This window comes from Xanthomonas sp. 1678, assembly GCF_031455575.1.
Taxonomy (GTDB): Bacteria; Pseudomonadota; Gammaproteobacteria; order Xanthomonadales; family Xanthomonadaceae; genus Xanthomonas_A.
Genome location: NZ_JAVDSZ010000004.1, coordinates 287,806 through 307,296, shown reverse-complemented (window position 1 = coordinate 307,296; position 19,491 = coordinate 287,806). Strand labels below are relative to the sequence as shown.

Below are 19,491 nucleotides of genomic sequence, written 5' to 3'. Positions count from 1 at the left end.
CATGCACGCTCTGCTCGACCTGATCGCGCGGCATCGGCAAGGCCACGCCATCGGCGTGACCTCGATCTGCTCGGCCCATCCCCTCGTCGTCGAAGCCGGACTGCGCCACGCGCAGCGCAGCGGCCAGGCGCTGGTGCTGTTCGAGGCGACCTGCAACCAGGTCAACCAGGACGGCGGCTACACCGGCATGCGCCCGGCCGACTTCGTCGCGTTCGTGTACGCCATCGCCGACCGCGTCGGCTTCGAGCGCGGCCGCATCGCGCTGGGCGGCGACCATCTCGGTCCCAACCCGTGGACGGCGCTGGACGCGGCCGCGGCGATGGACAAGGCCGAGGTCATGGTGGCCGCGTATGTCGCCGCCGGCTTCCGCAAGATCCACCTCGACTGCTCGATGGCCTGCAGCGGCGATCCCGAGCCGCTGCCCGAAGCGGAGATCGTGCGCCGCGCGGTGCGCCTGTGCCGCGCCGCCGAAGACGCCTGGTCGCAGGCGGGCGGCGAAGCGCCGGTGTACGTGATCGGCACCGAGGTGCCGGTGCCCGGCGGCGCCACCGAAGCGATCGACGGCCTGGCGCTGACCACGCCGGACGCGGCGCTGGCCACCATCGAAGCGCACCGCAGCGCGTTCGCACAGGCCGGGCTGGACGATGCCTGGGCCCGGGTCATCGCCTCGGTGGTGCAACCGGGCGTGGAATTCGACCACCACGCCGTCATCGACTACGACAGCGGCAAGGCGCGCGACCTGAGCCAGGCGGTGACCGCCGTGCCGGGCATGGTGTTCGAGGCGCACTCCACCGACTACCAGACGCGCACGGCGCTGGACGCGCTGGTGCGCGACCACTTCGCCATCCTCAAGGTCGGCCCCGGGCTGACCTTCGCCCTGCGCGAAGCGCTGTGGGCGCTGGACGCGATCGAGCGCGAATGGATCGACGCCACCCTGCGCGCCAACCTGCGCGAGGTGACCGTGCGCCGCATGCAGGCCGCGCCCGGCTACTGGCAGCGCTACTACCACGGGCAGGGCCGCGGCCTGGCCATCGACCTGCAGTACAGCCTCAGCGACCGCATCCGCTACTACTGGCCGGATGCGGAGATCGAGCAGGCGCGCGTGCGCCTGTTCGACAACCTGCGCGCTGATCCGCCGCCACTGCCGCTCCTCGGCCAGTATCTCCCCCACGCATTGCACGCCATCCGTACCGGGACCGCGACGCGCGATCCGCAGTCCCTGGTCATGGCCCACGTCAGTGCCGTTCTCGACGACTATCACCATGCATGCCATGCCCATGACCCCTCCTGATGCCCTCGGCATTGCCGAATCCGAACTGGACGCCAGCGGCGCGCTGTGGACCGCGCGCGAGATCGCGCAGCAGCCGCGCATGCTCGAACGCACCCACGCGCTGGTCGCCGAGCTGCACGCGCAGCTGCAGGCCTTCGCCGCGCCGATCGCCGACGACCCGCGCGCGCGGGTGATCCTCACCGGCGCGGGCACCTCCGCCTACATCGGCCAGTGCCTGGCCCCGCTGCTGGACCGCGTGCTGGCCGCGCGCGTGGACGCGGTGCCCACCACCGACATCGTCTGCGCACCGCAGCTGTATCTGGATCCGGCGCAGCCGCTGCTGCTGATCTCCTTCGGCCGCTCCGGCAACAGCCCCGAGAGCCTGGCCGCGGTGGACCTGGCCGAAGCGTTGGTCGCCGACGTGCGCCACCTGGTGGTGACCTGCAACCGCGACGGCGCGCTGGCGCGCGCGCCGGTGGCCAAGGCCATAACCCTGTTGCTGCCGCAGGAAACCCACGACGTCAGCTTCGCGATGACCTCCAGCTTCAGCTGCATGATGTACGCGACCCTGGCCGCGCTGCTGCCGGCCGGCGCGCTCGATGCCCGCATCGCCCCGATCGGCCGCGCCGTCGACGCGGTGCTGCTGCACGCGCGGCCGTTGCTGGAAACGCTCTCGCGCGGCGGCTTCGAGCGCGTGGTGTACCTGGGCAGCGGCCTGCTGCAGGGCCTGGCGCGCGAGGCCACGCTCAAGCTCGGCGAGCTCACCAACGGCGCGGTGGCCACCTGCTACGACTCGCCGCTGGGGTTTCGCCACGGGCCGAAGACCTTCGTCAACGAGCGCACCCTGGTGGTGGTGTTCGTGTCCAACGACCCCTACACGCGCCGCTACGATCACGACCTGCTCGACGAACTGCGCCGCGACGGCTGCGCCGCCCGCGTCGTGGAGATCACCGCGCAGCCGCGCCCGGGCCTGGACGCGGACACGCTCGCAGTTGCCGGCATGCACGCAGCCGCGGACGCGGACCTGCTGTGGCCGTACATCGCCGCCGCGCAGCTGTTCGCGTTCCTGACCTCGCGCGCGATGGGCGTGACCCCGGACAACCCGAATCCATCCGGGGTGGTCAACCGCGTCGTGCAGGGCGTGCGTCTGTACGCGTTGGACGCATGAGCGCAGCGCTCTACCTCGGCGTCGACGGCGGCGGCAGCAAGACCCGCTTCGCCGCGATCAACGCCAACGGCGTCTTGCTGGCCGAGGCGCAGCTGGGCACCACCTATCACCCGCAGGTGGGCCTGGACGGCGTCCGCGCCACCCTGGCCGACGGCATCGGCCAGGTGCTCGGCCAATTGCAGCGCAGCCCGGCCGATATCGCGCAGGCCTTCTTCGGGCTGCCCGCCTACGGCGAGGACAGCCGCGCCACCGCCGCGCTGCAGGGCATCCCGGCGCAGGTGCTGGGCCACGACCGCTACGCCTGCGACAACGACATGGTCTGCGGCTGGGCCGGCTCGCTGGCCTGCGCCGACGGCATCAACATCATCGCCGGCACCGGCTCGATGGGCTACGGCCGGCGCGGCGCCGCCGCCGCGCGCTGCGGCGGCTGGGGCGAGGCATTCTCCGACGAAGGCTCGGCCTACTGGATCGCGATCCAGGGCCTGAACGCGTTCTCGCGCATGAGCGACGGGCGTCTGCCGCGCGGTCCGCTGCATGCGCTGCTGCGCGAGCATTTCCAACTGGGCGGGCACGACCTGGACATCTGCGCGCACGTCTATGGCGAAGGCGTCGGCACCCGCGGCGACCTGGCCAGGCTGTCGCCGCTGGTCTCGCGCGCCGCGCAGGCGGGCGACGCGGTGGCCGCGGCGATCTTCGAACGCGCCGGCCGCGAGCTGGCGGCGATCGCGGTGGCGTTGCACGGCGCGCTCGGATTCGACGCAGGCGAGCCGGTGCCGGTGTCGTATTCCGGCGGCGCGTTCAGCGCCGGCGATCTGTTGATGCGCCCGTTCCGGCTGGCGCTGGGCGCGGCCGCTCGCGGCTTCGAACTGCGCGCGCCCTTGCACGCACCGCACTACGGGGCCGCGCTCTACGCGCGGCAACTGGCCGCCATTCCATCCCGCTGAAGCACCGCTGCGGACGCCGACCGCGTCCGCCAAGGACACGCCGATGAAACGCCCGCTGCTGGCCGCCCTGCTCTGCACCCTCGCCGCCGCCGCGGGCGCGGCGCAGCGCCCCGACGCCCTGCAACCCAGCGGCCGTTTCAGCGTGTACGGCCACGGCGCGGCCGCCACCCCGCCGATGGGCTGGAATCCGTGGAATGCCTTTCGCACCGACGTCGACCAGGCGCGGATCCTGTCGGTGGTCGACGCCATCCAGCGCCGCGGCCTGCAGCAGGCCGGCTACCGCTACATCAACATCGACGACGGCTGGTGGTTGCAGCGGCGCGCCAGCGGCGAGATCGCGATCCGCACCTCGATGTTCCCCATCGCCAGGACCGGCGACGGCGGCACCAGCTTCCGCGCCTGGACCGATGGATTGCATGCCCGCGGCTTCAAGGCCGGCCTGTACACCGACGCCGGACGCAACGCCTGCTCGCAGGCGTTCGACCGCACCAGTCCCAACCTGCCGGTGGGCAGCGTGGCCGAACGCGAGATCGGCCTGCAGGGCTTCGAATCCTCCGACCTGAAGACCATGTTCCAGGACTGGGGCTTCGACTACCTGAAGGTGGACGCCTGCGGCCTGGCCGACTTCGCTGCCGACAGCGTGCCGGTGCGCGATTCCGGCCAGCGCGCGTTGCGCCCGCTGATCGTGCGCGGCGACGCCGTGCGCAGCGACCGCGATGCGGTGGAGACGCACTACGCGCGCATCGGCCGGCTGCTGGCCGCGTTGAATCCCGACAACGACTACGTGCTGTCGATCTGCCCATGGGGCGAGGCCGGCGTGCGCGACTGGGGCGGCAGCCACGGCCACCTGTGGCGCACCAGTCCGGACATCGAGCCGACGTGGGATAGCATGCTGCACAACTTCGATTCGGCCTCGCGGCGCGAGCTGTACGCCGGCCCGGGCCGCTGGAACGATCCGGACATGCTGGCGGTCGGCCTGGGCGCGTTCGACGCCGCGCACCTCACCGAAGCGCGCACCCATTTCTCGCTGTGGGCGATGCTGTCCGCGCCGCTGCTGCTGGGGTTCGACCTGACCCGCGCGCCGGACCCACTGATCGAACTGCTGCGCAATCCCGAGGTGATCGCGGTCAACCAGGATGCGGCCGGCAACCAGGCCACGCTGGTGGTCGACGCTGCGCCGGTGCAGGTGCTGGTCAAGCCGTTGACCGCACGCGGCGAACGCGCGGTGCTGCTGTTCAATCGCGGCGACACCGCGGCCGTGGCGCAGGTCGATGCGCGGCAGATGAAGCTGGCCGCCAGCACGCCTCTGGCGGTACGCGATCTGTGGCGCCGCCGCGACTTGCCGTCACACCAGGGCCCGCTGCGCTATTCGCTGGCGCCGCATGCCGCGGTGATGCTCAAGGTCAAGGGCACGCCGGTCGAAGCGGACGCGACCCTGCTGAGCGAAATGACCGCGCGCATCCATGTCGCCGCCGACGGTCTGCCGAGCTACGCCACCGTGCTGAACGCCGCCTCCGGCACGCCGCGCGCCGACGTCACGCCGTATGGCCAGCCGCTGAAGATCGGCGGCAGCGCATACGCGTATGGCATCGGCGCCCATGCCGATTCGCGGCTGGAAATCCTCACCCGGGGCGAGTTCTCCAAGTTCAACACCTCGCTCGGGCTGCAGGACAGCGCCGCGCGCGGTACCGGTACCACCGTGTTCCGCATCTACGGCGACGCCAGGCTCCTGTACGAAAGCGCGCCGATGCGCAGTGGCGATGCGGCAGTCGCCGTCGAACTGCCGCTCGGCAACGTCAGCGTGCTCGAGTTGGTCGCCGCTGCCGACGCAGTGCCGGCCGGCGAGTTGCCGCCGCTGGTGGTCTGGGCGAATCCCGTGCTGCGCTGAGCGCGCATGCGGCGAGCTTGCGCCTGTCGACGGCGGGCCGCTGGCAATCACACACCCGCTCGCTACTGCGACGCCGGCGCGTGGCTACGGCCGCCAGTTCGCGTTGCGCTCCCAGAACGCCACGCTGCGCCGATAGGCCTCGCGGTCCAGCGCCACGCCCGAGCCGCCCTCCTCCACGCCCAGCGCGTTGCGCAGCATGGTGATCGGCGCCATCGGGATCTCCTGCGGCTCGGCCGTATAGAGGCAGCCGACCACGCCCCACTCGGCCTCGATCGGTGCGCCTTCGCGCGCCAATTGCTCGCGGCTGTAGAGGATCGGCAGCAGGTACGTGGCGACCGGCGGCTCGACGCCTTCGAACCAGCGCACCAACACCGGCAACTCCTCCCTGCTGCGCGCTTCGTAGCCGGAACGCAGCAGGTGGCGATTGGCCTCGGTGATCGGCACGGTCAGGCAGCGGGTGGACGTCCAGTTGGGATGCACGTGCAACTTGCAGAACGGCGCGTAGCCGTCCAGCACCTGCAGCGGCGCGCTGTCGTTGAGGTGACGCTCGAACTGCTCGGGCGCGCAATCCTGGATCGCGTTGCGGCGGCGATCGCGCGGGAACAGACGGGTGCGGGCGAAGGGCGTGAGGACGATGGACATGGCGGTGACGGACGCGAGGAGCGGGCAAGCGTAGCGCGCCCGGCAGGCGATGGACACTGCGGACGACTTCGGCTGTGCAGCCGAAGAGCATGGCATTGCGCAACGCCGACCGTTCACGCTGTTTCTGCAGGAGGAATGCCAATTCCGACGCGCTGCCGGCAAGGCATTGCGCTTGAATCCGTTCCACCCAAAAGCCGGCGTGGCGCTGCGACGTCCGCCATCGCGCAGGCAAGCAACGTACTCATCCGCCACATGCCTCGTCTATTGCAGCCCCCTTGTGGGAGCGACTTCAGTCGCGACGCGACTCCGCTGGATGCGCCAACGCATAGTCGATCGCCGCACGAACCGCCGCCACCTGTGCGGCATTGCACTGCTCGGGCGTGGCGCTCGGACTGTCGGGATAGACCTCGGTGGTCGTGGTGTAGCGCGCGTCGCTGATGCCCGCACACAACCCCAGCTTCTTCATCGGGTAGCGGATGACGCCATGCGCCACCACCGGCGAGCCGATGATCTTGCCCTCGGCATCGGCCGGCGCGATATGCGTCACCTGCTCCACTGCCGCGATCACCGCCTGCTGGAACGCCGGTTGTGGATTCTCGCTGTCGTCGACCAGGTAGAAACCGTCGGGAATGCCATCGGGCTCGTAGGCGACACCATCGCGCGCGGCCAGCGCCGGCCGGAATTCGGACTCGTCGCTGTCGGTGGTCTCGTGCAGGTCGATGTGCATCGCGATCCGCCCACGCAGCGGCGCGACCAACCGCAGCAGCGCGGCCGACTCCTGCGCCGGGCTGTCTTCGCGGAACGACCGGTTCGGATCGATCGCGTCCGCGTTCCAGCGGTGGATCCGCTCGTAGGCCCACGGGCTCACGCACGGCGCCACCAGCAGGTTGGCGCGGCCGGCGTAATCGTCCGCGTGGCGTTGCGCGAACTGCAGCGCGCCGTGCACGCCGCTGGTCTCGTAGCCGTGCACGCCACCGGTCACAAGCATGCACGGCAGCGCGTCGTCCCATCCGCGGCTGCGCAGCGCCAGCAGCGGATGACGCTCTTCGGCATACGCCAGCACGCCGTATTCGACGACATCCCAAAGCTCGCGCAGGCGCTCGATCGCCGCCACGACGTCCGCCTGGTAGCTGCGTTGCCGGCGCTGCCGCGAAAGCCAGGCCGCTTTTTCCGCCGGCCCCCACGGCGTGCCAGGCGTACCGATGGGATAGAAGGCATCGAATGTCATGGTGCGGTCCACGTGTGCAGGTGATGCGAGTGACTTTAGCATCGGAAAAACCTGGCCGTCTTGCGCAGCGCAAGGTGGATCGGCGCGCGAGACAACGCATGTCTGCGTTGAGGTGCCGTGGCCGCCGGCGCCGTATCGACCGCAACATGTCGCGCGACGGCCAAGACCACGCGTGCGACCGAATGCATGCAGCCAATCGCATCTCCAACCTTGCCGCAATATGCAGCGCGGCCCATCGGGGAACAGCGCAACGCACTCGCCGGACAGCACGCAAACGTATCCGCCTGCCCATGGGCCCGCGCAGGAACACCGCGCCATGACGCGCAGCCGAACCGACAGAACCGGATACCGATCCCGCTTTCGACCGGCACTGCAATGAATACGTATGTAGCGCATCCATGTTGCGCCGCGATGCGCGCTTAGCATCGCTCACCGCTGCATTCCCAGCGCCGCTGCCGCCGCGATGGGAAGCAGGGCCGACGCGCAGGCACGTCGCCTGCGCACTTCCACCAAGGAGACCCGTGTGATGCGCGACCTGCCCGCCGCTCCGATCGTCCCGCCGCGCCCGCCACGCTGGCGCATGTTGCTTGTCGGCCTGTTGTTGACCCTGGCCACCGCCAGCGCCCAGGCCGACGCCATCCTGCACGCCTTCAACTGGCCCTACGCCACCGTGGAAGCGCGCGCGGCGCAGATCGCTGCCGCCGGCTACCACAAGGTGATGGTGGCGCCGGCCTATCGCTCGCAGGGCAGCGAGTGGTGGGCGCGCTACCAGCCGCAGGACATGCGCGTGATCGACAACCCGCTCGGCGACACCGAGGACTTCGCCAGCATGGTGCAGGCATTGGCCGATGTCGGCGTGGAAACCTATGCCGACGTGGTGCTCAACCACATGGCCAACGAAGCGGCGACGCGCCCGGACCTGAACTACCCGGGCAGCGCGGTGCTGTCGCAGTACGCGGCGAACCCATCGCACTACGCATCGCTGCGGCTGTTCGGCGACCTGTCGGCGAACGTCCTCGGCGCCGGCGATTTCGGCCCGGCGCAGTGCATCGCCGACTACGGCAATGCCTACCAGGTTCGCACCTACCGCATCTGCGGCGGCGGCAGCGATCCGGGCCTGCCCGACCTGGTCGGCAACGCCTGGGTGGTGCAGCAGCAGCGCAGCTATCTGCAGGCGTTGAAGACGCTGGGCGTCACCGGTTTCCGAATCGACGCGGCCAAGCACATGCCCTTCGACCATCTCAACGCGGTACTCGACGCCGGCATCCGTTCCGGCGTGCACGTGTTCGGCGAGGTCATCACCACCGGCGGCGCCGGCACGGCCGATTACGACCAGTTCCTCGCGCCCTACCTGCAGGCGACGCCGCACGCCGCCTACGATTTCCCGCTGTTCAACGCGATCCGCAACGCCTTTGCGTTCGGCGGCAGCATGGACGGCCTGGTCGATCCCGGCGCCTACGGCCAGGCACTGCCCGGTGGCCGCGCGGTGACCTTCGCCGTCACCCACGACATCCCGAACAACGCCGGCTTCCGCTACGCGATCCTCGACCCAGTCGACGAGACCCTGGCCTACGCGTATCTGCTCGGCCGCGACGGCGGCGTGCCGATGGTGTACTCGGACAACAACGAGAGCGGCGACAACCGCTGGGTGAACGCCTACCAGCGCGACGACCTCAAGCGCATGATCGGCTTCCACAACGCCGCACAGGGCAGCGACATGCAGGTGCTGTCGCACGACGCCTGTCATCTGCTGTTCCGCCGCGGCGACTTGGGCATCGTCGGCATCAACAAGTGCGGCACCACCGTCACCACCACCGTGGCGATGAACGGCAGCGTGCTGCGCTGGAACGTGGACTACAGCGACGCGCTCGGCTCGGGCAACGTGGTGCGCATTTCCAGCAGCAGCTACACCTTCAGCCTGCCGCCGCGGCAGGCGCGGATGTGGAAGCGCTGACGTCGGCGGCGCATGACGGCGGGTTCGATCCGACGATCGAATCCGTCATTGGACGGCAAGCGACCGGAGCGTGGAGGCGGCGCAGGCGCGCGCCCGGATGGCGCGCCTGCGCGAGGGGTTCGCTGAGCCCTACGAGCACCGTCGCCGCGGGCACGGCAGCCGACCGGCATGCCGATTGCGCGGCCGCCGGATCATCCCGCCGTGCAGGCCCCGACGCACCGCCGAGGCACACCGGCCACGCCCCGTGAACATCCATCCGGATGAAGAGATATACTCTACGCATCACCTGACGCGCCGCGCCCATGACCGCCATCAGTTTCGAGTTCTACCCGCCCAAGACCGACGAACAGCGCGCGCAGCTGGACCGCACCGCCACGCGCCTGAAGACCTACGCGCCGGAGTACGTGTCGTGCACCTTCGGCGCCGGCGGCTCGACGCTGAGCTACACCTCCGAAACGGTGCGCCACCTGAAGCAGCACCACGGCTTCGAGGCGGCGCCGCACCTGTCGTGCGTCGGCGGCAGCCGCGAAGAGATCCGCGAACTGCTCAAGCTGTACCGCGCGATCGGCTGCCGGCGCCTGGTCGCGCTGCGCGGCGACCTGCCCTCGGGCATGGGCCATCCCGGCGACCTGCGCTACGCCGCCGACCTGATCGCCTTCATCCGCGCCGAGCACGGCGACGCCTTCCACCTGGAGGTCGGCGCCTATCCGGAGACGCATCCGCAGGCCAGCGACGCGTTGAGCGACCTGCGCCACTTCAAGGCCAAGGTCGATGCCGGCGCCGATGCCGCGATCACCCAGTATTTCTACAACGCCGACGCCTATTTCGCTTTCGTGGATGCGGTGCGCAAGCTCGGCGTGCAGATCCCGATCGTGCCGGGAATCATGCCGATCTCCAACTTCAGCCAGCTGCGGCGTTTCTCCGAGCAGTGCGGCGCCGAGATCCCGCGCTGGATCGGCAAGCGCATGCAGGCCTACGGCGACGATGCCGACGCGATCCGCGAGTTCGGCGCCGACCTGGTCGCCTCGCTATGCGAACGCCTGCTCGCTGGCGGCGCGCCGTCGCTGCACTTCTACACGCTCAACCTGGCCAAGCCCACCGTCGGCGTGCTGTCGCGATTGGCGTAAGCGCCGTCCGCCGCTGGCACGCGCATCTGCGCTGCGACGTTCATGGCCATCGGCGAGGCGGCAGGCATCCCGATGGCGGACAGCGTCGGGACTGAAGTCCCTCCCACAAGCCGCCTCGCTGCGGCACCTGGCCGCTTCCCTGTAGGAGCGGCTTCAGCCGCGACGAACGGAGTCGAAAACCTAGCAGGCTTCGGAACCGGGTCGGGGCTGAAGCCCCTCCTACAAAGCCGTGCTGCTTCACCTCGCCGAATTCCGTGTAGGAGCGGCTTCAGCCGCGACAAACGGAGTCGGAAACCTGGCCGGCTTCAAAACCGGTCGGGGCTGAAGCCCCTCCTACAACAGCCATGCTGCTTCACCTCGCCGAATTCCCTGTAGGAGCGGCTTCAGCCGCGACAAACGAAGTCGGCAACCTGGCCGGCTTCAAAACCGGTCGGGGCTGAAGCCCCTCCTACAACAGCCGTGTTGCTTCGCCGTGCCGAACGCACTGTGGGAGCGACTTCAGTCGCGACGAGAGAAGCGGCCAGACCCCCGCCTCGCGAAAGGTCGGGACGATGCACATCCCACAGCACTCGTGCCTCGCCCCACGTTGCCGCGCTTGCGCCCCCCTCTGCGGCAGCTTCCCAGACACCAGGCGTACGGCTAGGCTGACGCGATGCGCGCGCCCTCGTCGATCCTCCTGTTGCTCTGCCTGTGCGCCGCGCCCGCAGCCGCGCAGCAGGTCAATCGCTGCACCGGCGCCGACGGCGCCACGGTGTTCAGCGATCGCCGCTGCGAGGACCTGGGCGCGATCGACCGGCTGCCGCCGCGGGCCGCGCCCAGTGCCGCCAGCGAAGGCGCCAGCGGCCTGTACCGGCCGCAGTGCGTGCGCCGGCTCAGCGAACTGGCGCAGCAGATCCGCACTGCGGTGGACGCACGCGACATCAATCGCCTGTCCACGCTGTATTGGTGGAACGGCGTCTCGGACGAAGCGGCGCGACGCATCCTCGATCGCCTCGACGCGATCGTCCAGCGCCCGCTGGTCGCGATCGTGCCAGTGCTGCCGTCAGCGCCGGCGTCCTTCCCCACCATGCCGGCAACGGCCGACACCGCGCCCGGCGCCGAACCGCAACCCGCAGCCGGCGCCGCACCTGCAGCAGCGCCCACCGCCACCGACGCCGTGCCTGGCGCTGCCGCCACGCCGCCGCGCGCACGCGCGACCGCGTTGCGCCTGGAGCAGACCCTCGGCGGCAGCGCGACGCCGACCTCCACGGTGCTGAGCCTGCGCCGGCAGTACAACTGCTTCTGGATCAGCTTCTAGCGCATTCCCGACTTGGGTTTTCGCAGTCGGCACCCTGATGTGGGAGCGACTTCAGTCGCGACGGGCGTTACCGATAAAGCCCATCGCGAGTGCAGCCGCTCCCACAGTGGCGGCAGTAGCTTGACCGGGCGCTACACGCCGCGCACGCACAAGCAACGGCCGCGATCGGCGCGCACTGCGTCGCCCAACCTTGCACCACGCAACAAGCCGCGACCGCCTCACCTCGCATCGCGCGCGCTGCGGCGCCAGCGCCACCCGATCAGGCGGCGTCCACGTCCACCGGCCACAGCCCGCGGATCGCGGCGATGCCTTGGCCGCCATGGCGGCGCGCTTCGGCAATCTGGGTCGGCAGCAGGCCGCCGATCGGATACAGCGGCAGCGCCACTTCCTCGCGCAGCCGTTCGAAGGCGTCCCAGCCCAGTGCCGCGGCGCCGGGATGACTGGCGGTGGCCGCCAGCGGGCCGACCACCGCGAAATCGCAGCCGAGCCGCTGCGCCGCCTGCAACGCTTCCACGGTATGGCAGGACGCGGCGACGCAGTGCCCCGGCGGCAGCGGACGGGCATCGAACTGCGACAGTTGTTCCGACCCCAGATGCACCCCGACGCCCAGCTCCTGCGCCAGGGCCAGATCGCGATTGACCAGCACCTGCACGCTGCGCGCCGCGCACAGCGCCGCTGCGGCCCGCGCCAGCGGCTGCCAGCGCTCCGCCGGCAGGCTGCGCGCGCGCAGCTGCACGCGTTGCACGCCACCGTCCAGCGCGCGCTCCAGCGCCGCCAGCCAGCGCCCGGGCTCGACCGGCTCCGGCGTCACCAGATAGCGATCGGGCTGGCGCAGCATCGCCACCACCGGCTGGTCGGCCGGCGGCATCGCGTAGCGGCCCAGTTTGTCGGGCGTCACCCAGGTCAGCGCCTGACCCTCGCGGCCGCGCGCGGTGCCCTTCCACGACAGCACCTGGCGCATCTCCAGGCGCAGCCGCTTGTCCGGGTAGCGCTGCGGCACTTCCATCAGCTGCGCGCCGACCGTCGCCTCGATGCCCAGTTCCTCCTGCAGCTCGCGCACCAGCGCCTGCTCGGAAGTCTCGCCCGGCTCGCGCTTGCCGCCGGGGAACTCCCACAGGCCGGCTAGGTCGCGGCCCTCGGTACGCCGGGCCAGCAGGATACGGCCACGGGCATCGGTGATCACCCCGGCGACGACATGAATGGATCTGAGCGGTTCGGACATGGCACAAGCTTGCCGTCTTCGGCGGTGCCAACGCAATGAACCGGCTCACATCGTCGGCGATCCGCGCGTCAGCGCAATGATTCTTACGTTTCGATCCGAACCCGCCGGGCACGGTACAGGCACGACTCAACGGCGAACCCGACCGCATGCGGCCATGTGGGCCCCGACACCATGCGAACGTGAAACGGCGGGCAAACGCGACGGCCTGGCATGGACGGCGCAGCGAAGGCGATGCGCAGCGCTCAGCCCGGCAGATCGTGACCGATCCGCCACAGCACCCCGCCCGGATCGTGCAGGGTGAAGTCGCGCATGCCCCAGGGCCGATCCTCCGGTACGCCGACGCGCGCGCCATAGCGTCCGGCCAGATCGGCGGCATCCAGCCGCCGCCACCAGGCGTCGGCATTCTCCACCCACAGGTGCAGCATCAGGTTGTGCGCCAGCGCCTGCTCGTAGAAATCCTGCAGCAGGAACGCACAGCGCTCGCCGTGACGGAAACAGACGAGCCCGGCGCCAAGCGGCTCGGCCACGAATCCCACCTCGCGATAGAACTCCATGGACAGCGCAAAGTCCCGCGCCGGCACGAACACCTTCAATTCAAGACTGGGAGAAAGCTCCACGGCATCCGTCCAACGGCAATGGCGACACCCGGCACCCTACCCGCAGAACGCGCGATACGCCACGCCGGCAAGTGCTCCATCCGGGGCCTTCCCCAAAACAAAACGCCCCGCACAAGACCGGCTATAGATATAGATACAAGGGTTGACCAACAACCGCACCACGGATGGAGCACAGCCTAGCCCCTCTCCCGTCGGGAGAGGGGTTGGGGTGAGGGTACGGCGCGAAGCGGCTCGTGGTGTTTGGGTGCACGAGGCTACGCCCGTACCCTCATCCGGCCCTGCGGGCCACCTTCTCCCGGCGGGAGAAGGGAACAGCCGCTTAGCCCCTCTCCCGCCGGGAGAGGGGTTGGGGTGAGGGTCCGGCGCGAAGCGTCTCGCGGCGTTTGGGGGGCGCGCCGACAGGTGCGGGGTTATGGAGAGTGATGAGCAGGGCCCGCGTTTTGCGAAGCCAAACGTGGGGCTGTTGCGCGAATGCGCAACAGCGCTCGCCCCTCTTAGCTCAACTGCCCATGGCAATGCTTGTACTTCTTGCCGCTGCCGCACGGGCACGGATCGTTGCGGCCGACCTTGGGCGCCTCGCGCGTGACCTGCGCCACCGCCGGGGCGTTGGCGCCCAGCGCCACCTGCTCGGCTTCCTCGTCGGCGCTGTAGCCGCCGGCGTCCTGGTGCTGGAACTGCGCCTGGCGCAGCTGCGCCTCCATCTGCTGCCGTTCCTGCGCCTCCAGCGCCGCCACCTCTTCCTCGCTGCGGATGCGCACGCGCGCCAGCAGGGTCACGACCTCGCGCTTGGCGTGCTCGAGCATCTCCGAGAACAGCTCGAACGCTTCCTTCTTGTATTCCTGCTTGGGCTGCTTCTGCGCGTAGCCGCGCAGGTGGATGCCCTGGCGCAGGTAGTCCATGCGCGCCAGATGCTCCTTCCAGCTCTGGTCGAGCACGGTCAGCATCACGTGCTTCTCCAGCGCGCGCATGGTCTCGCCGCCGATCGCCGATTCCTTCTCCTGGAAGTGGCGGTCGACTTCCTCGCGCACCTTTTCGGCGATGCCGGCCGCGTCCAGTTCCTCGTGGCGCTTGACCAGGTCGGTCAGCGATAGCGGCAGGCCCAGGTCACTGGACAGGGTCGCTTCCAGGCCCGCCAGGTCCCACTGCTCGTCGACCGAGTTCGGCGGCACGAAACGCGCCACTAGGTCGTAGATCACGTCGTCGCGGATGCCGTCGACGTTGTCCTTGACCGACTCGGCATCGAGCAGCTCGTCGCGCTGCGCGTAGATCACCTTGCGCTGGTCGTTGTTGACATCGTCGAAGTCGAGCAGGTTCTTGCGGATGTCGAAGTTGTGCGCCTCGACCTTGCGCTGCGCCTTCTCGATCTGGCGGCTGACCAGCTTGTCCTCGATGACGTCGTCTTCCTTCATGCCCATCATCCGCATCGCCTTCTGCACCCAGTCCGAGGCGAAGATGCGCATCAGGTTGTCTTCCAGCGACAGGTAGAAGCGCGAGGAACCCGGATCGCCCTGGCGGCCGGAGCGGCCGCGCAGCTGGTTGTCGATGCGCCGCGATTCGTGGCGCTCGGTGCCGATGATGTGCAGGCCGCCGGCGGCCTTGACCGCGTCGTGGCGCTCCTGCCACGCGGCCTTCAGGCGCGCGCGCTCGTCCTCGCTCAGGTCCTCGCCCAGCGCGTGCAGCTCCGCTTCCAGCGAGCCGCCGAGCACGATGTCAGTACCGCGGCCGGCCATGTTGGTGGCGATGGTCACCGCGCCCGGCTGGCCGGCGTTGGCGACGATCTGCGCCTCGCGCTCGTGCTGCTTGGCGTTGAGCACTTCGTGCTTCACGCCCGCCTTGCGCAGGTGCTCGGACAGCATTTCCGAGGTCTCGATCGAGGTGGTGCCGACCAGCACGGGCTGGCCGCGCTTGGCGCAGTCCTCGATGTCGGCGAGCACCGCGTTGAACTTACCCTGGCGGTTGAGGAACACCTGGTCCGGCCAATCCTTGCGGATGGTCGGGCGGTTGGTCGGGATCACCACCACTTCCAGGTTGTAGATGCTCTGGAATTCGTAGGCTTCGGTGTCGGCCGTACCGGTCATGCCGGACAGCTTCTTGTACATGCGGAACAGGTTCTGGAAGGTGATGCTCGCCAGCGTCTGGTTTTCGCGCTGCACCGGCACGCCTTCCTTCGCTTCCACCGCCTGGTGCAGGCCGTCGGACCAGCGTCGGCCCGGCAGGGTGCGGCCGGTGAACTCGTCGACGATGACCACTTCGCCATCGCGCACGATGTAGTCCACGTCGCGCTGGTAGATCGCATGCGCGCGCAGCGCGGCGTTGAGGTGGTGCACCACGCTGAGGTTCTGCGCGCCGTACAGGCGGTCCTCGTCGTTGGTCAGGATGCCGGCAGCGCGCAGCAGCTCTTCGGCGTGCTCCATGCCGGCCTCGGACAGGTGCACCTGCTTGCCCTTCTCGTCGACCCAGAAGTCGCCCTCGCCTTCCTCCGACTCCTGCTTGGTCAGCTGCGGCACGATGCGGTTGACGCGGATGTACAGCTCCGGCGAATCGTCGGCCGGGCCGGAGATGATCAGCGGGGTGCGCGCCTCGTCGATCAGGATCGAGTCCACCTCGTCGACGATGGCGTAGTTCAGGCCGCGCTGGTAGCGGTCGGCCTTGGACAGCGCCATGTTGTCGCGCAGGTAGTCGAAGCCGAATTCGTTGTTGGTGCCGTAGGTGATGTCGGCGGCGTAGGCGGCGTGCTTGTCGCTGTGCGGCATGCCCGGATAGACCACGCCCACGCTCAGCCCCAGCCAGTTGTACAGCTTGCCCATCTGCGCGGCGTCGCGGCGCGCCAAATAGTCGTTGACGGTGACCACGTGCACGCCCTTGTCTTCCAGCGCGTTGAGGTACACCGGCAGCGTCGCCACCAGGGTCTTGCCTTCGCCGGTGCGCATTTCCGCGATCTTGCCCAGGTGCAGGACCATGCCGCCGATCAGCTGCACATCGTAGTGGCGCATGCCGAGCACGCGGCGGCTGGCCTCGCGGCACACCGCGAACGCTTCCGGCAGCACCTTGTCCAGGCTCTCGCCGCCGGCGATGCGGCCGCGCAATTCGGGGGTCTTGGCCTGCAGCTGCGCGTCGGAGAGCTGCTCCATCTCCGGTTCCAGCGCGTTGACCTTGGCGACGATACGGTGGAGCTGACGCAGCTGGCGTTCGTTGCGGCTACCGAAAACGCGAGTAAGCAGACTGTTGATCATTGAAGGAACCGGTTGGAAAGGAACGCCCGCACGGCCCAATCCCCAGGGAATCGAAGGGCCGCAAACGAAACAGGGCGCGAGGCGCCCTGTCGTGGCAAAGCCTATTGTAGCTTGGGGCGGGCCCCGGCGATTCAAGCGCCGGCATCGCCGCCCCAGCGATCCCTCAGCCGCGGCCGCGGCGGCCCACCGGGGTGGCGCCATCGCCGAGGAACTTGGCCGGATTCATCACCACGCCGTCCTTCCACACCTCGAAATGCACGTGCGCGCCGGTGGAACGGCCGGTGGAGCCGGCCTTGGCCACTTCCTGGCCGACCCGCACCAGATCGCCGACCTTCACCGACAGCCGCGAATTGTGCGCGTAGCGGGTGACATAGCCGTTGCCGTGGTCGACCTCGACCACGTTGCCGTAGCCGCCGCGCACGCCGGAGTAGCTGACCACGCCATCGGCCACGGCCAGCACCGGGTCGCCGACGTTGGCGTGGAAGTCGATGCCCTTGTGGTTGCCGGCACCGCCGCCGAACGGATCGGCGCGGCCGCCGAAGCCGGAGGTGATGTAGCTGTTGCGGATCGGCATCTGCGACGGCACCGCGTTCTGGTCGAGCTGGTGGTCGAACAGCAGCGATTCGAGCACCGACAGCTGCTGGCCGGAGGTGGCGAACTGCTGCTGCAGCCCGTCCAGTTCCTTGTCCAGCTGCGGCGCCGGCATGTCCTGGCTGACCTCGTCGTCACCGCCACCGACGCCGACCGGCTGGTCGAAGTCGAACTCGCCGTCCTGCAGCTTGCCCATCCGGGTCAGGCGCTCGCCGAGCGCGTTCAGCCGGGTGGCCTGCGCCTGCAGTTCGCCCAGCCGCGCGGCCAGCGCGTTGACCTGGGTCTGCGCGTCGCGGCGCACCTGCGCCAGTTCCGCATCCTGCTTTTGCACCTTGGCCCGCAGCTGCGCCGAACCGGCCAGGCCGGTCGCGGCGCTGACGCCGATGCCGAGTACCATGCCCACGCCGAGCACCGCACCGAGCACGGCCAGGGGACGCCGGTCTGCGAACTCGCGCAGTCGCCACGGCAGGTCCTTGATCCCCTTTTCACGTGAATTGATTACGATCTTCTTAAACGCCATATGAGTTTTCATGTCTAAGCGAAAGTCCGGCGAGGGCCATACCACCGCGCCGATGCCGGCGTTGGACGCCGCATTGGCGGACAAGGTGGGCGACCCGTTGCGACGTGCCCTGTGGCTCGACGCGCTGGACCGACAGTTGCGCCCCCATCTGCCGCCGAACCTGGCCTCCCGTTGCCGGTTGGCCAATGTGAACGGCGAACAGCTCGTTTTTCTCGTTGACTCTCCGGTCTGGCATGCCCGGGTCAGGCTCGCCGAGGCCGATATCCTCGCTGCGGCCCGATCCCTCGGGCTGAAGGCCACCAGGGTGACCGTCAAGATTGCGACTTCACCTGCGCATTCCCCAATGCAGCAGGCAAGAAACAAGCCAGCACCGGTTTCCGCAGCGACGCACAAAGGATTGCGCGACGCGCTGGCATCCTTGCAGGACGTCGACTCCACGACGCCTGAAGCAGCTACGACCTCCGGCCGTAACGGTCTGCGTACGTAGACACGCACGACCTGACCCGACGCATCCTAACGGGCGCCGGCCTCGAGGTCGTTACCGATTCGTTAAATAGAAGTTAAGAACGGACGAAGCGTGGGACGGATCGCCCCATTCCGTGACCGCGGGCCACCCCGGCTGCGGGGCGCCGAACTTTAGGCGTAGGCCACGGCCCCGTAGGCCACCGGCGCCGGCTGCGCGCCGCCATCGAAGCTGACCCACTCCCATGCGGCCTGCTCGGCGAGCAGCGCGCGGACCAGCTTGTTGTTCAGCGCGTGGCCGGATTTGTAGCCTTCGTAGGCGCCGAGGATGGCGCCGCCGGCCAGGTACAGGTCGCCGATCGCATCGAGGATCTTGTGCCGCACGAACTCGTCGGCGTAACGCAGCCCGTCGTCGTTGAGCACGCGGAACTCGTCGAGCACGATGGCATTGTCCATCGACCCGCCCAAACCAAGGTTGCGTTCGCGCATGTACTCCAGGTCGCGCATGAAGCCGAAGGTGCGCGCGCGGGAGATTTCCTTGATGTAGGCCATGGTCGAGAACTCGATTTCCTGGCGCGACTGCTTGGCCGGGATCATCGGGTGGTCGAACTGGATGGTGAAACCGAGCTTGTAGCCGTCGTAGGGATCGAAGCGGGCAATCTTGTCGCCGTCGCGCACTTCCACCGGACGCTTGATGCGGATGAAGCGCTTGGGCTTGCCCTGCTCGACGATGCCCGCGGACTGCAGCAGGAATACGAACGGGCCGGAGGAACCGTCCATGATCGGCAATTCGGCCGAGGACAGTTCGACGATGGCGTTGTCCACGCCGAGGCCGGCCATCGCCGACATCAGGTGTTCCACCGTCTGGATCTTGGCGTCGCCGCGACTGAGCCCGGTGCACAGCGTGGTCTCGGTGACCAGCTCGGCATCGGCCGGCACTTCCACCGCCGGTTCCAGGTCGACCCGACGGAACACGATGCCATGGTCGGCAGGCGCCGGACGCAGCGTCATGTACACCTTGTCGCCGCTATGCAGGCCTACGCCGGTGGCGCGGATCGTGTTCTTGAGGGTGCGTTGCTGGGTCATGGGAGACAGTCTGGGAACGTCCGCTCAGACGGGAACTGAACGAAATTGAGAATATCACGCGTTTAGCCAAATTTTAACAATACAGTCACAGCGTCCTATTTGCGCAACGCTGGCGCATGCCGGCGTCGTGGTCGCAAAAACCTGCCGGGTCGCGTCGACCCGGCAGCAAAGGACACGGCGCGCCGATCGGGCGAACAGTCCCGATCGGCGGTGTTGCGGCCGGCGCAAGGCCGGCCTGGCGC

General features: G+C 69.0%; 15 protein-coding genes. 8 read left to right on the top strand and 7 right to left on the bottom strand.

What is annotated here, in order from left to right; all coding sequences use genetic code 11:
• Position 1: 1 nt before the first annotated feature.
• From J2Y70_RS10495 to J2Y70_RS10480, 4 genes are read left to right on the top strand one after another with little or no spacing between them, the layout of a single operon-like run.
• A complete protein-coding gene (locus tag J2Y70_RS10495) occupies positions 2 to 1,291 on the top strand; it encodes a D-tagatose-bisphosphate aldolase, class II, non-catalytic subunit (protein WP_309916928.1) in 1,290 nt (429 codons plus the stop codon).
• A complete protein-coding gene (locus J2Y70_RS10490) occupies positions 1,278 to 2,438 on the top strand; it encodes an SIS domain-containing protein (protein ID WP_309916926.1) in 1,161 nt (386 codons plus the stop codon). Before J2Y70_RS10495 ends, J2Y70_RS10490 begins: the two co-directional genes overlap by 14 nt.
• Positions 2,435 to 3,382, top strand: coding sequence for a BadF/BadG/BcrA/BcrD ATPase family protein (locus J2Y70_RS10485; protein WP_309916921.1), 948 nt, complete (start codon positions 2,435 to 2,437; stop codon positions 3,380 to 3,382). The genes J2Y70_RS10490 and J2Y70_RS10485 overlap by 4 nt, the downstream gene beginning before the upstream one ends.
• Before the next feature lie 43 nt (positions 3,383 to 3,425).
• Positions 3,426 to 5,270 carry an NPCBM/NEW2 domain-containing protein gene (locus tag J2Y70_RS10480; RefSeq protein WP_309916918.1) on the top strand — a complete coding sequence of 615 codons (1,845 nt, stop codon included), beginning with the start codon at positions 3,426 to 3,428 and terminating at the stop codon, positions 5,268 to 5,270.
• Positions 5,271 to 5,354: 84 nt separating this feature from the next.
• Here J2Y70_RS10480 and J2Y70_RS10475 read toward each other — a convergent pair whose 3' ends face one another.
• The gene (locus J2Y70_RS10475; protein WP_309916915.1) at positions 5,355 to 5,912 is read right to left on the bottom strand and encodes a DUF3228 family protein; all 558 of its coding nucleotides are present in this window, start codon (positions 5,910 to 5,912) and stop codon (positions 5,355 to 5,357) included.
• Positions 5,913 to 6,201: 289 nt separating this feature from the next.
• Positions 6,202 to 7,140 (bottom strand): M14 family metallocarboxypeptidase, encoded by a 939-nt coding sequence (locus tag J2Y70_RS10470; protein ID WP_309916912.1) that lies wholly within the window; start codon positions 7,138 to 7,140, stop codon positions 6,202 to 6,204.
• 583 nt (positions 7,141 to 7,723) lie between these two features.
• On the opposite strand from J2Y70_RS10470, the gene J2Y70_RS10465 reads away from it, so the two are divergent.
• From J2Y70_RS10465 to J2Y70_RS10455, 3 genes are all read left to right on the top strand, one after another.
• Positions 7,724 to 9,094, top strand: coding sequence for an alpha-amylase family protein (locus J2Y70_RS10465; RefSeq protein ID WP_309917077.1), 1,371 nt, complete (start codon positions 7,724 to 7,726; stop codon positions 9,092 to 9,094).
• 302 nt (positions 9,095 to 9,396) lie between these two features.
• A complete protein-coding gene (gene metF / locus J2Y70_RS10460; RefSeq protein WP_309916909.1) occupies positions 9,397 to 10,221 on the top strand; it encodes a methylenetetrahydrofolate reductase [NAD(P)H] in 825 nt (274 codons plus the stop codon).
• Positions 10,222 to 10,873: 652 nt separating this feature from the next.
• A complete protein-coding gene (locus tag J2Y70_RS10455) occupies positions 10,874 to 11,518 on the top strand; it encodes a DUF4124 domain-containing protein (RefSeq protein WP_309916907.1) in 645 nt (214 codons plus the stop codon).
• Positions 11,519 to 11,777: 259 nt separating this feature from the next.
• Here J2Y70_RS10455 and J2Y70_RS10450 read toward each other — a convergent pair whose 3' ends face one another.
• From J2Y70_RS10450 to J2Y70_RS10435, 4 genes are all read right to left on the bottom strand, one after another.
• Positions 11,778 to 12,740: a Nudix family hydrolase gene (locus J2Y70_RS10450; protein WP_309916904.1), complete on the bottom strand. Its 963-nt coding sequence runs from the start codon at positions 12,738 to 12,740 to the stop codon at positions 11,778 to 11,780.
• Between the two features lie 242 nt (positions 12,741 to 12,982).
• Complete coding sequence (locus J2Y70_RS10445; protein WP_309916902.1) at positions 12,983 to 13,357, bottom strand: glyoxalase; 375 nt, start codon at positions 13,355 to 13,357, stop codon at positions 12,983 to 12,985.
• A 494-nt stretch (positions 13,358 to 13,851) separates the two neighbouring features.
• Positions 13,852 to 16,590 carry a preprotein translocase subunit SecA gene (gene secA / locus J2Y70_RS10440; RefSeq protein WP_309916901.1) on the bottom strand — a complete coding sequence of 913 codons (2,739 nt, stop codon included), beginning with the start codon at positions 16,588 to 16,590 and terminating at the stop codon, positions 13,852 to 13,854.
• Positions 16,591 to 16,753: 163 nt separating this feature from the next.
• A complete protein-coding gene (locus tag J2Y70_RS10435; protein WP_263397283.1) occupies positions 16,754 to 17,701 on the bottom strand; it encodes a M23 family metallopeptidase in 948 nt (315 codons plus the stop codon).
• Positions 17,702 to 17,711: 10 nt separating this feature from the next.
• On the opposite strand from J2Y70_RS10435, the gene J2Y70_RS10430 reads away from it, so the two are divergent.
• Positions 17,712 to 18,188 (top strand): DUF721 domain-containing protein, encoded by a 477-nt coding sequence (locus tag J2Y70_RS10430; protein WP_309916899.1) that lies wholly within the window; start codon positions 17,712 to 17,714, stop codon positions 18,186 to 18,188.
• A 149-nt stretch (positions 18,189 to 18,337) separates the two neighbouring features.
• On the opposite strand, the gene lpxC is transcribed toward J2Y70_RS10430, so the two are convergent.
• Positions 18,338 to 19,249, bottom strand: coding sequence for a UDP-3-O-acyl-N-acetylglucosamine deacetylase (lpxC, locus tag J2Y70_RS10425; protein WP_263397281.1), 912 nt, complete (start codon positions 19,247 to 19,249; stop codon positions 18,338 to 18,340).
• Between the last annotated feature and the right edge of the window lie 242 nt (positions 19,250 to 19,491).

Coding starts and splice junctions, on each gene's coding strand:
- J2Y70_RS10495 (WP_309916928.1), top strand. CDS start 2: ATGCACGCTCTGCTCGACCTGATCGCGCGGCATCGGCAAGGCCACGCC.
- J2Y70_RS10490 (WP_309916926.1), top strand. CDS start 1,278: ATGACCCCTCCTGATGCCCTCGGCATTGCCGAATCCGAACTGGACGCC.
- J2Y70_RS10485 (WP_309916921.1), top strand. CDS start 2,435: ATGAGCGCAGCGCTCTACCTCGGCGTCGACGGCGGCGGCAGCAAGACC.
- J2Y70_RS10480 (WP_309916918.1), top strand. CDS start 3,426: ATGAAACGCCCGCTGCTGGCCGCCCTGCTCTGCACCCTCGCCGCCGCC.
- J2Y70_RS10475 (WP_309916915.1), bottom strand. CDS start 5,912: ATGTCCATCGTCCTCACGCCCTTCGCCCGCACCCGTCTGTTCCCGCGC.
- J2Y70_RS10470 (WP_309916912.1), bottom strand. CDS start 7,140: ATGACATTCGATGCCTTCTATCCCATCGGTACGCCTGGCACGCCGTGG.
- metF (WP_309916909.1), top strand. CDS start 9,397: ATGACCGCCATCAGTTTCGAGTTCTACCCGCCCAAGACCGACGAACAG.
- J2Y70_RS10455 (WP_309916907.1), top strand. CDS start 10,874: ATGCGCGCGCCCTCGTCGATCCTCCTGTTGCTCTGCCTGTGCGCCGCG.
- J2Y70_RS10450 (WP_309916904.1), bottom strand. CDS start 12,740: ATGTCCGAACCGCTCAGATCCATTCATGTCGTCGCCGGGGTGATCACC.
- secA (WP_309916901.1), bottom strand. CDS start 16,590: ATGATCAACAGTCTGCTTACTCGCGTTTTCGGTAGCCGCAACGAACGC.
- J2Y70_RS10435 (WP_263397283.1), bottom strand. CDS start 17,701: ATGGCGTTTAAGAAGATCGTAATCAATTCACGTGAAAAGGGGATCAAG.
- J2Y70_RS10430 (WP_309916899.1), top strand. CDS start 17,712: ATGTCTAAGCGAAAGTCCGGCGAGGGCCATACCACCGCGCCGATGCCG.
- lpxC (WP_263397281.1), bottom strand. CDS start 19,249: ATGACCCAGCAACGCACCCTCAAGAACACGATCCGCGCCACCGGCGTA.